The sequence below is a fragment of the Novosphingobium clariflavum genome (genome assembly GCF_026420865.1).
Lineage (GTDB): Bacteria > Pseudomonadota > Alphaproteobacteria > Sphingomonadales > Sphingomonadaceae > Novosphingobium > Novosphingobium clariflavum.
This window is the reverse complement of record NZ_JAPCWC010000003.1, coordinates 360,374-373,702: the sequence shown is the minus strand read 5'-3', so window position 1 is coordinate 373,702 and position 13,329 is coordinate 360,374. Positions and strand designations below refer to the sequence as shown.

Annotated in this window: 9 protein-coding genes and 1 other RNA gene; 2 read left to right on the top strand and 8 right to left on the bottom strand. The window is 64.1% G+C overall.

From position 1 onward, the window contains the following. Nucleotides 1-58: 58 nt before the first annotated feature. A complete protein-coding gene (gene lon, locus OKA11_RS06060) occupies nt 59-2,473 on the bottom strand; it encodes an endopeptidase La (RefSeq protein ID WP_142634510.1) in 2,415 nt (804 codons plus the stop codon). Between the two features lie 223 nt (nt 2,474-2,696). On the opposite strand from lon, the gene OKA11_RS06055 reads away from it, so the two are divergent. Then, the gene (locus tag OKA11_RS06055) at nt 2,697-3,224 is read left to right on the top strand and encodes a GtrA family protein (protein WP_267219302.1); all 528 of its coding nucleotides are present in this window, start codon (nt 2,697-2,699) and stop codon (nt 3,222-3,224) included. Between the two features lie 207 nt (nt 3,225-3,431). On the opposite strand, the gene OKA11_RS06050 is transcribed toward OKA11_RS06055, so the two are convergent. The 5 genes from OKA11_RS06050 to hrpB all read right to left on the bottom strand — a co-directional run bounded on the left by OKA11_RS06050 (nt 3,432) and on the right by hrpB (nt 8,973). Then, complete coding sequence (locus OKA11_RS06050; protein ID WP_142634514.1) at nt 3,432-3,767, bottom strand: YbaB/EbfC family nucleoid-associated protein; 336 nt, start codon at nt 3,765-3,767, stop codon at nt 3,432-3,434. Between the two features lies 1 nt (nt 3,768). After that, entirely contained in the window at nt 3,769-5,718 is a 1,950-nt protein-coding gene (locus OKA11_RS06045) for a DNA polymerase III subunit gamma/tau (protein ID WP_267219301.1), read from the bottom strand. Nucleotides 5,719-5,846: 128 nt separating this feature from the next. Next, nucleotides 5,847-5,941, bottom strand: an RNA gene (ffs, locus tag OKA11_RS06040) — signal recognition particle sRNA small type. Nucleotides 5,942-6,195: 254 nt separating this feature from the next. After that, nucleotides 6,196-6,474: an ETC complex I subunit gene (locus tag OKA11_RS06035; protein ID WP_267219300.1), complete on the bottom strand. Its 279-nt coding sequence runs from the start codon at nt 6,472-6,474 to the stop codon at nt 6,196-6,198. Nucleotides 6,475-6,519: 45 nt separating this feature from the next. Continuing rightward, nucleotides 6,520-8,973, bottom strand: coding sequence for an ATP-dependent helicase HrpB (gene hrpB / locus OKA11_RS06030; protein WP_267219299.1), 2,454 nt, complete (start codon nt 8,971-8,973; stop codon nt 6,520-6,522). Nucleotides 8,974-9,120: 147 nt separating this feature from the next. On the opposite strand from hrpB, the gene OKA11_RS06025 reads away from it, so the two are divergent. Further along, nucleotides 9,121-11,073, top strand: coding sequence for a putative bifunctional diguanylate cyclase/phosphodiesterase (locus OKA11_RS06025; RefSeq protein WP_267219298.1), 1,953 nt, complete (start codon nt 9,121-9,123; stop codon nt 11,071-11,073). An 18-nt stretch (nt 11,074-11,091) separates the two neighbouring features. On the opposite strand, the gene OKA11_RS06020 is transcribed toward OKA11_RS06025, so the two are convergent. Both OKA11_RS06020 and OKA11_RS06015 read right to left on the bottom strand, forming a co-directional pair. Then, nucleotides 11,092-11,853, bottom strand: a complete 762-nt coding sequence (locus tag OKA11_RS06020) for an energy transducer TonB (RefSeq protein WP_267219297.1) — start codon at nt 11,851-11,853, stop codon at nt 11,092-11,094. Nucleotides 11,854-11,948: 95 nt separating this feature from the next. Next, on the bottom strand, nt 11,949-13,049 hold the full coding sequence (locus tag OKA11_RS06015) for a linear amide C-N hydrolase (protein ID WP_267219296.1): 1,101 nt from the start codon (nt 13,047-13,049) through the stop codon (nt 11,949-11,951). Nucleotides 13,050-13,329: the final 280 nt, after the last annotated feature.

Here is a 13,329-nt window from a genome sequence, read left to right as displayed (position 1 = left end):
AGAAAAAGGGCGCCGGATAGCCCGGCGCCCCTCCTATTTTGCGAATTACGGCCGCGCCTCAGTGCGCCGTGGCCGACGGAGCGGGCGTTTGCGGCGGCGCCGCCGCCAGTTCGTCCGCTTCGGTCCACTCGATCGCGGTGAGCGGATCGACCAGCGCCTTGGCCAGAACTTCGTCGACATGGCTGACCGGAATGATGTCCAGCCCCTGCTTCACGTTATCCGGGATCTCGGCAAGATCCTTGCGGTTCTCTTCCGGAATCAGCACGGTGGTGATGCCGCCGCGTAGCGCCGCCAGCAGCTTCTCCTTGAGACCGCCAATCGGCAGTACGCGGCCCCGCAGCGTGACTTCACCGGTCATCGCAACGTCCTTGCGCACCGGCACGCCGGTGAGCGTCGAGACGATCGAGGTGACCATGCCGATACCCGCCGACGGACCATCCTTGGGCACCGCACCCTCGGGCAGGTGGATGTGGATGTCCTTCTTGTTGAAGATCGAAGGCTTGATGCCATAGGCAGGCGAACGCGCCCGCACGAAGCTGAACGCGGTCTGGATCGACTCGTTCATCACTTCGCCCAGCTTGCCGGTCGCCTTGATGGCGCCCTTGCCAGGCACGGTGACGCTTTCGATCGTCAGCAGTTCGCCGCCGACCTCGGTCCAGGCGAGACCGGTGACGGCGCCGACCTGATGCTCTTCCTCGCCCACGCCATGGCGGAACTTGCGCACACCGGCGAAGTCGGCCAGGTTTTCGGGCGTGATGACCACTTCCTTGGCCTTGCCTTCAAGGATCTGGCGCAGGGACTTGCGCGCCAGCCGGGCAATCTCGCGCTCCAGCGTACGCACGCCCGCTTCACGGGTGTAATAGCGGATGAGGTCGCGCAGGCCGTCCTGCGTCAGCGTGAACTCACCCTTCTTCAGGCCATGCGCCTCGATCTGCTTGCGGATCAGGTGCCGCTCGGCGATCTCGACCTTCTCGTCCTCGGTATAACCTTCGAGACGGATGATCTCCATGCGGTCCAGCAGCGGCTGGGGCAGATTCAGGCTGTTCGCGGTGCAGACGAACATCACGTCCGACAGGTCGATGTCGAGTTCCAGATAGTGGTCCTGGAACTTGGCGTTCTGTTCGGGATCCAGCACTTCGAGCAACGCCGAGGCCGGATCGCCACGGAAATCCTGACCCAGCTTGTCGATCTCATCCAGCAGGAAGAGCGGGTTGGACTTGCCCGACTTGCGCAGGTTGGTGACGATTTTGCCTGGCAGCGAGCCGATATAGGTGCGGCGGTGACCACGGATCTCAGCCTCGTCACGCACACCGCCCAGCGACTGGCGGATGAACTCGCGCCCGGTCGCCTTGGCGATCGACTTGCCGAGCGAGGTCTTGCCGACGCCCGGAGGGCCGACGAGGCAGAGGATCGGCCCCTTGAGCTTGTTTGTGCGTGCCTGCACCGCCAGATACTCGACGATGCGGTCCTTGACCTTGTCGAGCGCGTAATGGTCGGAATCGAGCACCGTCTGCGCTTCGGAAATGTCGCGCTTCAACTTGCTCTTCTTGCCCCAGGGCAGGCCCAGCAGCACATCGAGGTAGTTGCGGATGACGGTCGCTTCCGCGCTCATCGGCTGCATCGACTTGAGCTTCTTCAGTTCGGCGGTCGCCTTCTCGCGCGCTTCCTTGGAGAGCTTGGTCTTTTCGATCTTGTCCTGGAGTTCAGCCAGTTCGTTGGCTTCCTCGCCGTCACCACCGCCCAGCTCCGACTGGATCGCCTTGAGCTGTTCATTCAGGTAATATTCGCGCTGGGTCTTTTCCATCTGGCGCTTCACACGGCCACGGATCTTGCGCTCGACCTGCAGGACGCCGAGTTCGCCCTCCATGAAGGAGTAGACCATTTCAAGCCGCTTGAGCGGATCGGGTTCGGACAGCACGGCCTGCTTGTCGGCCACCTTGGCCGAAAGCTGTGCGGCCACGGTATCGGCGAGGCGCGCGGCATCATCGATGTCACCCAGCTGTTCACCGGCATCCTGCGACAGCTTCTTGTTGAGCTTGGCATATTCGCCGAACTGCTCGACCACCGTGCGCATCATCGCGGCCACTTCGGTGCCTTCGGCCTCACTCGATTCAATGCGCTCAACCTGCGCCACGAGCATCTCGCCCTCGGCCCCGGTTTCCGTCTGCAGCATTTCGAGGCGAGCACGATCCTGGCCCTCCACCAGCACACGCACGGTTCCATCGGGCAGCTTGAGCAATTGCAGGACACTGGCAATTACGCCGGTATCATAGAGATCGTCACGCTCGGGATCGTCGCAGCCGGGATCAAGCTGGGCGAGCAGGAAAATATCCTTTTCACCGGCCATGGCCGCTTCGAGCGCGGCCACCGATTTCTCGCGCCCCACGAAAAGTGGCACAACCATGCCGGGGAACACGACGATATCGCGCAGAGGCAGCAGCGGAAGCAGGTTCAAGAGCTTTTCCAATTCCATACTTGCCAGGTGCCTAACGGAAATCCCGGCCATTGCCCGTAGATATGGTGTCATCCAGCGCGGACGCAATGCACTAACCGCGAAAGACTGTGGAAGCGATTGTCATAACGCCCCCGCCTTGTCCTGACAAACCGCCTTCTCTCCACTCTGGAGACAATTCCGGACGACCCCACCTCTTTTGGTCCTTACCTTATAGAGGAACAACGGGATATCAGGAGGAAGCATGCCGGCCGCCGGCCCACCGCCAGGCACGAAAGACGACTTGCATTCCGCCACGCAGGCCGGTTCCGCATCGGGCACGCTGCCCCCCGCGCCGACTGCCGCGTCCTGGCGGAACGCCGCACCGGAAAGATACCAGGCCCTGGCCAGGCTAGCCCGGTTCTACGTTACCGGCGGGATCAATACGGCCTTCGGCTACGGCCTATACGCAATGATGATCACGCTGGGACTGCACCCGCAAACCGCACAATTACTCAGCCGCATAGCTGGCATCATGTTCAACTTCTTCACCTACCGAAGCCTGGTCTTCGGCAATTCGAACTTCCCACTGAGCCGGTTCCTCCTCGCCTATGGCCTCAACTATCTGGCCAGCGTCGCATTTCTCGATATAGCACTGACATTGCAGCACGATCCCTACATTGCCGGCGTGGCAACCACCGTGTTTTCCACGCTGCTGCAGTTCTGTGTCCTCAGCCGCTTCGTGGCCATTCCATCAGGGAAGTCCGGCGCGCCGGGCAAAAGTCCATCCTAATCAGGCCACCGCCCCGGCCAAACCGGATCGGCAGAAACACGCGCTCCTCCAGCGGACTTTCAAAGTTTTAACCCGCAGCAATCCGGCACGGCACCCGCGAAAACGACAAAGCCGCCCGAAAGGCCGTCGCGGAACATCCGCAACGCGCCCCTCGAGCGGCTCGCGTTCGTCTTCACGACAATGCGCCGCCTCGGCGGCGGCCCGTCGTCAGAACGGCATCTTGAAGCCCGGCGGCAGGCCCATGCCCTGCTGCGCCTTGGCAAGTTCCTCTCCCGCCACCGAGTCCGCCTTCACGCGCGCGTCGTTGTAGGCAGCGGCCACGAGATCTTCGAGGATCTGCTTTTCGCCGGGCTGCAGCAGGCTGTCATCGATAGCGACGCCGATCACACGGCCCTTGGCCGAGCAGCGGATCTTGACCAGACCGCCCCCAGAAAGCCCTTCGACTTCCAGCGTGTCGAGCTTGGCCTGGGTGTCGTTCATCTGCTTCTGGATGGTCTCGGCGGCCTGCTGCGCCGCCTGGATCATCTCTTCCATGGACTTCATCTCAACGTCTCCAATTGCGCCCGCCACCGCCAACGGCGAGCGGACGGTCATCCTCGATCACTTGGGCCTCTGGAAAGGCCGCCTTGGTCGCCAACACGAGCGGGTGCTGGCTGACGGCATCGCTGGCCGCCGTCTTTTCCGCCTCGGCCAGTTCGACGAGCGTCGGTGCGCCCCCTTCGCTGACCTTGAACACTTCCCAGCGCTCGCCCGTCGCCTTGCCCAGAGCGTTGCGCAGGATCGCGGTGATGTCCTCGCTGAACCCCGGCGGCTGCGCATAACGAAGCATGCTCGTTCCGAGTTCCACGACGCGGACCTGCATGCGCATGGTGTTGGCAGTGGAAAGTTCGCCGGCATGCTCGACATCGTCGACCAGTTCTACCCAGCGCCGCGCCACCACGACCGGCGTCGCCACGGCCACCGGTGCCGGAGCGACGGCACCGGAACTGTCGCCAGCCGGAGCCGCAACCGGAGCACGGGCCGCCAACTCCTCCAGCTTTTTCACCAAAGAGCCGGGATCGGGCATGTCCGCCGCATGCATGATCCGCAGGAGCGCCATCTGCGTGGCCACCAACGGATCAGGCGCGGACTTCACTTCATCATGGCCCTTGAGAAGAAGCTGCCAGAGACGATGAACCTGCCCGGCCTTGAGCGCCCTCGCCCAGCCCTCGATCGCCTCCCGCTCCTCCGCCGAATGGGCATCGTGCGCGCCCCCGGCGACCTGTGCGACAGCGATACGATGGGTCAGTGCCATCAAGCCGCGCAGGATCGAGATCGGTTCGACACCGAGCGCGAATTGATGGGCAACCAGTTCGAGCAGATCGCCGCCCTTGCCGTCGAGGATCGCGGTGATCAGACGGCGCTGCGCGCTCTTGTCGGAAAGGCCCAACATGTCGCGCACCTTTTCGGCACGGACCTGCCCTTCGCCGTCAAGGTCGGCATGGGCAATCGCCTGGTCGAGAATCGACAGGCCGTCGCGCACCGACCCTTCGGCCGCAGCAGCAACCATCGCCAACGCCTCGGCTTCCGCGTCCACGCCTTCAAGGCCGCAGACCTTGGCGAAATGCTCCGCCAGCATCGGCGCGGGAATGCGGCGCAAGTCGAACCGCTGGCAGCGCGACAGCACCGTCACCGGCAGCTTATCGACCTCGGTCGTCGCGAAAAGGAACTTCACATGCGCGGGAGGCTCCTCGAGTGTCTTGAGCAAGGCATTGAATGCATTGCGCGACAGCATGTGAACTTCGTCGATGATGTAGATCTTGTAGCGCGCCGAAACGGCGGCATAGCGCACCGCCTCGATGATCTCGCGCACGTCGTCGACGCCGGTATGCGAGGCGGCGTCCATCTCGATCACGTCGATATGACGGCCCTCGGCAATCGCCTGACAGGGCTCGCAAACGCCGCAAGGGTCGATCGTCGGGCCGCCCTGCCCATCCGGACCAATGCAGTTGAGAGCCTTGGCAATGAGGCGCGCGGTCGAGGTCTTGCCGACACCGCGCACGCCGGTCATCAGGAAGGCATGAGCCAGCCGATCGCGTTTTATGGCGTTGGCCAGGGTCTGGACCATCGCTTCCTGTCCGATCAGTTCGCCGAAGCTCTGCGGACGATACTTGCGCGCCAGCACGCGATAGGGCTGCGCAGCGGCGCTCGCCGGGGCGGTGGCCTTTGGAGCCGGGGCCGGAGCCGCAGGTGCCGACGCGGGAGCGGCTGCGACCGGCGGTGGAGTGGAAACAGGTTCGGGCTCCGGCGCGGCTTCGGCCTGAGCCGCTGGCTCGGGCTCTGCCGCAACAGGCTCGGACTGTGGTTCAGGCTCAGGCTGGGGCGCAGGTTCAGGGTCACCGAACAGCGAGACCTGACCGGCCGCTTCCAGTTCCGCCGAAGTCGCTGCGGCCTCTTCCTCGTCCCCGTCGTTCCAGGGGGGGCTGTCGCCGAACATGTCTGGTGAATCGTCCATCGCCTGCCAAACTAGGCGCTGGGGGCCGAATTGTCAGGAGGAAAGCGATTTGCTCCACAGCCGCGCACAAAAAATGCCGCCCTGAGGCGGCATTTCGAACCCTCTTACAGGGTAATCTCTCAAGCTTGAGAGAAGGAGCCGGGCGACCCGCCGCAATCCGTTGTGGCTGCTTCCTTCCGGACCTGACCAAGTTGGCGAACGCAAACGTCCACCCGACTCCCGGGCGGGCATATGGCGGGGTGCCGCCGGTTTGTCCAGCCCCGAGGCGGAGGAAATTCGCATGGCGATTCGCCGCCTCCGAAACGGCATCGGCCCGCGTTTCCTCCATGGAAACGCGGGCCGATTGCTGAAGCAGAGCATTTTCTAATCAGGTGGATCACCTGATGACTAAGAAAATGCGACAAACCAAAAAACTGAGAGCGATCGATCCGATGCAGTCGGATCGATCGCTCTAAACCGCGCGTCCAGCGCGAGGGATCAACGGAAGTTGTCGGCGTAAGCCTGGATCTTGAGGCGGCGCGGCGGGGTTGCGTGAACTTCCGTTTCGATGCCGTAACGATCGGCGTAAGCCTTGGCTTCGTCCACCGTCGGGAACTTCAGGGTGACCTGCTGCTGCGTGTCACCCGAACCGGCCCAGCCCATCAACGGGTCGGGCTTCTTCGCCTCCGCCGGGACGAATTCGAGGATCCACTGATCCAGCAGTGCCTTGCCGGACTGCATGGCGTTCTTCGGGCGCTGATAGATGCGTGCACTCATAGCCAAGCGCTTTGGCGCCGAATCGGGGAGAGAATCAAGCGCAAATCATTTGCCGCGTGATGCTTCGAATGCATTTCTCGTCTTGAGGCTGGGATCTTCGGTCCACGGCGCGTCCGGCCAGCGGTGCCTGGGGTAGCGTCCCTTCATGTCGCGCTGCACGTCGCGCCACGATCCGCGCCAGAAACCGGGCAGATCGCGCGTGGTCTGGATCGGCCGTCCCGCAGGCGAGGTCAGCTTGAGCAAAAGCGGCTGCGGGGGCTGACCGAACGTCGGATGACGGTCCAACCCGAACAGGGCCTGCACGCGCACTTCCACGCTCGGGCCGCCCTCATCCTCGTAATCGATGGCATGGCTGGTGCCCGCCGGGCTGCGGAATTCCGGCGGAGCGAGCTTTTCCAGCGCCTGCTGGTCGTCCCAGGTCATGCGCCCCCGCAAGGCTTCGGCCAGCGCCCCCTTGTCCACCGCATCCAGCCGCCGCCCCAGCAGCGGGCCGAGCCAGTCGTCGAGGTCGGCCAGCAGGGCCGCGTCGGACAGGGCCTCGATCCCGGCATAGCGCGCCCGCCGCAGCAAGGCATGGGCGCCCTTGCCGAACGGCACCAGATCGAGCCCCTTCTCGCGCACACGCTCCAGCAGGAAAGCAGAGATCGCCGCCGGGTCAGGCGCCGGATCGGGTCCGCTCGCCAAGGTGATCGCCCCGATCCGCCGCTCCAGCCGCGCTTCCACGCGGCCTTCCGATTCGTTCCAGCGCAGCACCGAGCGGCGTTCGATGCGCTCTCCCAGCCATTGCTCCACTTCAGCCGGCTCCAGCGTCGCGCCGGAGAGAATACGCGCACCGCGCGCCTGGCCCTGTGCGTCGCCGATCACCATCCACTCGCGCGCGGCCAGCGGCGAGGCCGGGTCGAGCACATAGCCCCTGCCCCCGGCCGACAGCCAGTTTTCGCCGCTGGCATCGCGGCGGCGCGCCAGCATGTCCGGACGCCCGAGCGCGAGCAGCACGCCCGCAGGCACATCGTCGCCCTGCTCGGCGTTTTCGACCAGCGTGCGCGCACGCCTCGCCCACCCCCCGGCCAGCTTGCGCGAGGCATCGGCGCGGGGCGAACGATCTCCGTCCCATCGGGATAGACGCTGCGACAGGTCTTCACTACGCCCGCCAAGACCGCGCTCCTGCAAGAGCAGCGCCAGTTTTGCGGCAGTCCCACCCGCCCCGAGTTCCGTGCCGTGGAGGATCATCGCCGCCTGCGCCGGGTCCATGGGCAGGCTGGCGACGTTGCGGCCGAACGCGGTGATCCGCCCTTCCCCATCAAGCGCGCCGAGCGCTTCGAGCTGCCGCCGCGCCGCATCGAGCGCGGGCACCGGCGGCGCATCGAGCCAGGCCATCGCCGCCGGATCGCCCGCGCCCCACTGCGCCAACGTCAGCGTCAAAGGCGCAAGATCGCTGGTCAGCATTTCAGGCGGATCGAACTCGGGCCGTCCCGGATGGGCTGCCTCTTCCCACAAACGGTAGGCAACGCCCGGCCCCTGCCGCGCCGCACGGCCTGCGCGCTGCGCGGCCGATGCCCGGCTGGCACGGTGGGTAACGAGCCGGGTCACACCCGCCGCCTTGTCGAATTCCGCCCTGCGCGACAGCCCGGCATCGACCACCACCGATACGCCGTCCAGCGTCAGCGACGTTTCGGCAATCGCCGTCGCCAGCACGATCCGTCGGCGGCCCTCGCCATCACGGCGGATCGCCGCGCGCTGGGCGGCCGGTTCGCATTGCCCGTGAAGCGGCAGCACAAGCGCCTTCGGCAGCTTCTCCGCCAGCCGCTCCGCAACGCGGTCAATCTCGCGCACACCCGGCAGGAAGGCGAGCACATCACCCTCCTGCTCGCGCCATGCCGTAAGGATCGCGGAGGCCATGGCATCCTCGATCCGCGCATCCGGGGAACCGCCGAGCCAGCGCATGGAGAGCGGCCAGGCCTTGCCCTCACTCTCGATCACCGGGGTCTCCACACCCAGCAGACGCGCGAAACGCGTGCCGTCGATCGTCGCCGACATCACGACGATCCGCAGATCCTCGCGCAGCACTTCCCCGGCCTCCACCGCCAGCGCCAGCCCCAGATCGCTGTCGAGATGCCGCTCGTGCGCCTCGTCGAACAGGACCGCCGAAACGCCCGATAGCTCCGGATCGGCGAGAATCGTCGCCACGAAGATTGCCTCGGTCATCACCACGACCCGCGTGCGCGCCGAGCGCTTGACATCGAGACGGGTGACGTAACCGATAGTCTCGCCCGCCTGCTCACCCAGCTGCGCCGCCATGCGCTCGGCCGCCGCGCGTGCAGCGACACGCCGGGGCGAGAGCAGGATGACCGTGCCGGTGCACCAGGGTTCACCCAGCAATGCGGGCGCCAGGGCTGTTGTCTTGCCGGCGCCCGGCGGTGCGATCAGCACGGCACGCGGCTCTGCCCGCAGCGCGGCAAGAAGATCGGGCAGGACGGCATGGATCGGAAGCTGGCTCACGCGGGGCTCCTTAGAGGCGCTTTGGAAATTCGCCTAAGATGAATTTCGCCGCGATCCGCAAGTTCACTCCAGAACGGATGCAGTTCGTAGCACCATCCATTCTTCTTCAAGAATTGCAGGCTATGTCAGGTTCCGGAGTTCAGGACCTTGCACGAAACTACTCACCCTCTCAGCAAGACCTATCGCGCCGGGCAGTTTCCATTGCCGGTAGCCCAGTTCCTGCGCCTGCGGGAAAGGATTCCCCCGCTTTACGGACTGCTCTCGGTCAACGCCGCCATCCTGGGCTACACGCATTGGACGATCGCGCCGGTCTCGCTGACGCTGATTGTCCCTTCGGTGCTGATCGCAGCCTGCCTAATGCGCATGTTCGCCTGGCTGCGGGTTCCCAACCCTGCCGATTTCGACCCGGAGATCGCCCTGCGCCGCATGCAGCGCACCACCGTCCTCGCTGTGTTCATGGCGCTCGCTTTCGTGGCATGGGCGCTATGCCTGGACCAGTATGGCGGTCCCTACGAACACGGCCATGTCGCCATCTTCGTGGCCGTCACGGTGCTTGGCTGCACCTTCTGCCTGACCTTCCTACCCACCGCGGCGACCCTCGTCTGCGTGACCGTGCTCAGCACTTTCCTGTGCTACAGCATGATAAGAGGGCCCTTCGTGCAAGTCGCGATCGCAATCAACATCGCACTGGTCGCGATCGTGATCCTCAAGATCCTGCGCGATACCTATGATTCGTTCATCGCACTGGAGAACACGCAGCACGCCCTCGCCAACGAGCGCCGTCAGGCCCAGGCGCTGAGCGAGGAAAACGCCCGGCTGGCCGAGACTGATGCGCTCACCGGACTGCCGAACCGGCGCTACTTCTTCGCCCGCCTGGAAGCCTTGCTGGCGAACGCCGGGAGCGAGGACGTGTTCTGCGTCGGCCTGATCGACCTCGATCGATTCAAGCCGGTCAACGACACCTACGGGCACGCCCAAGGAGACCGCCTGCTCCACGTACTGGGCGAAAGGATCCTGGCCGCCATTCCTGACGATGCGGTGATGGCGCGCCTCGGCGGTGACGAATTCGGCATCATCGTGCAGGGCCCGCTGGAAGCAGCCGAAGCCGTCACCCAGACGCTTTGCACCGAGATCCGCCGCCCGGCCCGCATTGCAGACATCGTGGTCTCGGTCGGCTGTTCGGCAGGCCTTGCCGATTACCCCGCCAGCGGCCGCAACGCGCACGACCTGTTCGATAGGGCCGATTTTGCGCTCTATCACGCCAAGAACGAAAAGCGCGGCCAATGCGTTCGCTTCTCAAGCAAGCTGGAACAAATGATCCGCACCGAGCAAGCCCTCGATGCCGCCCTCCAGACTGCCGATCTCACACGCGAACTGTCGGTCGTCTTCCAACCGATCGTCGCCACCGAAACCCGCACGCCAATAGGCGTCGAGTGTCTCGCCCGCTGGCATTCCGCATCTCTGGGTTCGGTCAATCCGGAATTGCTGATTGCTACCGCCGAGCGACTGGGCCGTGCCCGGGAAGTGACCCTGGCCCTGTTCGGCAGGGCGCTCGATGCGCTGGCCCAGCTCCCCCAGCCGATGACGGTCTGCTTCAACCTTTCAGGCCAGGACATTTCCGACGCGGAGACGATCGCCGCCCTGATCGCGCTGATCGAACGATCCGGCATTGCCGCCAACCGGCTGGTCTTCGAAATCACCGAAACATCGCTCATCTCGAAATTCGACAGTGCCAGCGAAGCGCTCGAAGGCCTGCGCGAGATCGGCGCCCGGATTGCGCTCGACGATTTCGGCACCGGCTACTCCAGCCTTTCCGCATTGCACCAGTTGCCGCTCGACATGGTGAAGATCGACCGCAGCTTCGCGCCGCGTCTCGACGAGACGCGCGGCCGCCGGCTGATCGCGGCGATCCGCAATCTCGCCCGCTCGCTTTCGCTCGATTGCGTGATCGAGGGCATTGAGACCGAGGACCAGTTGCTCAGCGCACGCATTGCGGGATTCACACTCGCACAGGGCTACTACATGGCCATGCCGATGCCGCTGCCGGAACTGTTGGAGCGTTATGCCGGCGTCGCGCACAGTTCCTTCAACGCCGCCTGAGCGGCGCAAACACCCGAATCAGATCGAGGCGCCCCGCACCCCGTAAGAGATATGGATGCGCACCCAGGTACCGATCTGCGGCTTGCCGTTGACGCGGGGCGGCTGCACCTGGAACTGCCAAGCAGCATTGAGCACGGCGCGGCCGAAGCCCGAGCCCCGCGGTGATTCACCGAGAATCTGGCAATTGTCGACTTTGTAGTGCGGCTGGGTCTGACACGCGATCTCGCCCCAACCGCTGTCCGGACGACGCTCGGGAAGATAGCCACCCAATTGCGCATCCGTCGGTTCGCGGAACCATGCAGCATTGTAGAGCACTACCCCGCCAGGCCCTTCGCCCGGCCCATATGTGCCGCCCGAGCCACCCGGTGCCTGATCCCCGGAGGCCGAGGACTGCCCCTTCATCTTGCCGATATCGGCCGCCGCGAAATCACTGCTCGACATACGCAAGAACGAGAAAGCCTGCTTCGGCGCAGCGGCAGGCTGCTCCACCGGCTTGTCCGGCGCAACCACCGGCACCGCCGCCTTGTGCTCGACATGCTTGGCCTGTTGCTGCTTGGGCTTTTCAGGCGCTTCGCCGCCCTGTTCCTTGTCGTGATCGACGACATCGAAGGTCGTCAGCGAAGACGTCTTCTTGACAAGATCGGGCACGAGGCCGGTCTGGGTGATGACAAGCAGCATCGCAGCCAGAATGATGGCCGCGGACAGCACGGAAGAGACGATGCGCTGGCGCGGCGACCCGGGCTGGTAGCCCGTGGCAGCCAGCTCGGATTCGGGGTGCATGGCGGGCACTGGATAGACTCACGACCGGCGCGCGGCAATTGCAGCATTGTTGCCATTTCATTGCAGCGCACAAGTGTGGCGCTTTTGGCGCAGCCTCAGCCCGGCAGACCGAGGAAACGGAACGGCGCATGGTCGGTAAACTGGCCTGACACCTCTCCCGAAAAGGTGTGATCCTGATTGGGACCGAGATCGAGCAGCTTCACCTTGCCGGTCTCCTGCGCAAAATCGATCTTCTTCAGATCGACCCAGAAGGTGTTGGGCGTCAGCGCGGACTCGAAGAAATAAAGCTGACGCTTGTGATCGAACACCGTGCGCCAACGGGTCGAGGAAATGTTCGGCTCGCCTGGCGTGGTGATACCATATGGCACCGAGGCATTGCGAATAACGCTGAAAACAGCGGCGAGCGCCTTGTCCGGATCCTCGGACTTCGGAATCGCGTTGATATAGAAAGCAGCGCGCGTGAAGCGATCCGACGCCCGATTGGTACCTGGCAGCATCACCGTACCGCCAATCTGCTTCCAGTAGGCATTGAGCGCCAGCTGCTGGTCGAAGGTCGGCGAATTCGTCATCACCTGAAAATCGCGCGAGTGGTGGATGACCTGCTTGCCGTTGATATACTCGATGATCGCGCTGTCGCCGCTCGCATCGGAGAGCGAAAGGTGCACGGTCGTCAGCCGGTCCTCCCCCGGAACGTTGTCCGTTACGATGGTGAAAGGCTCACCCCGCAGCGCGGCCACCGCTTCATCGACGGTGGCGAAATTGTCGAGCACATATTGCGCCCAGGCGGCGATCGTGAGGCCGGGCTTTCCCTTGCCATCGAAATGCGGGTACTTGGATTCGGCCAGCCACAGCAGGTTCGCCTCCAGGCCCTTTTCGTTGACTCCGTCCGTCGTCGAGACGTCATAACCGCTGACAACGACACTGCCGTATTTCGAGGTCCACTTGGCCGAGTTCGGCCCCGCTTCGCCGCTGCGCGCCATCCCGCGCGGCAGGATCCACAAGTTGGACAGGATATCGCTCTTCCAGTCCATTGACCTTGCGGTGATCACGTTGCCGTTCGGGCCGAGATAGACCGCACGGGTGCAGGCCTCGGCCGCGCCCCCCACCGCAAGCAGCGCGGACAGCGCCAAGACGGAGGCACACAAACGAAAACCGTGTCTCGCGGAAGGCGCCTTGGCGAATTTCAGGGTCAACATGTGAGTTCTCCTCGTGCCGGAACGGTCAAGGGCCATCCGCAAGCAGTCGCCGCCTTCGCAGGAAACCGACAACGTGTTCGCAAAAACAGATGCCAATCGCACCATGCCTGCAGCACCATTCGCGATACTTTCACAATCCGAACAATTTATTCAACCAAAACGATAATGCAGATCAAATAAGTCGCTCAACGCCGGAAGAACATCGACCATCACGACACGATTCTGATTGTTTCATCCAATACACCGAGAAATCTAGGCAACGTGGAGACATTTCGCATCG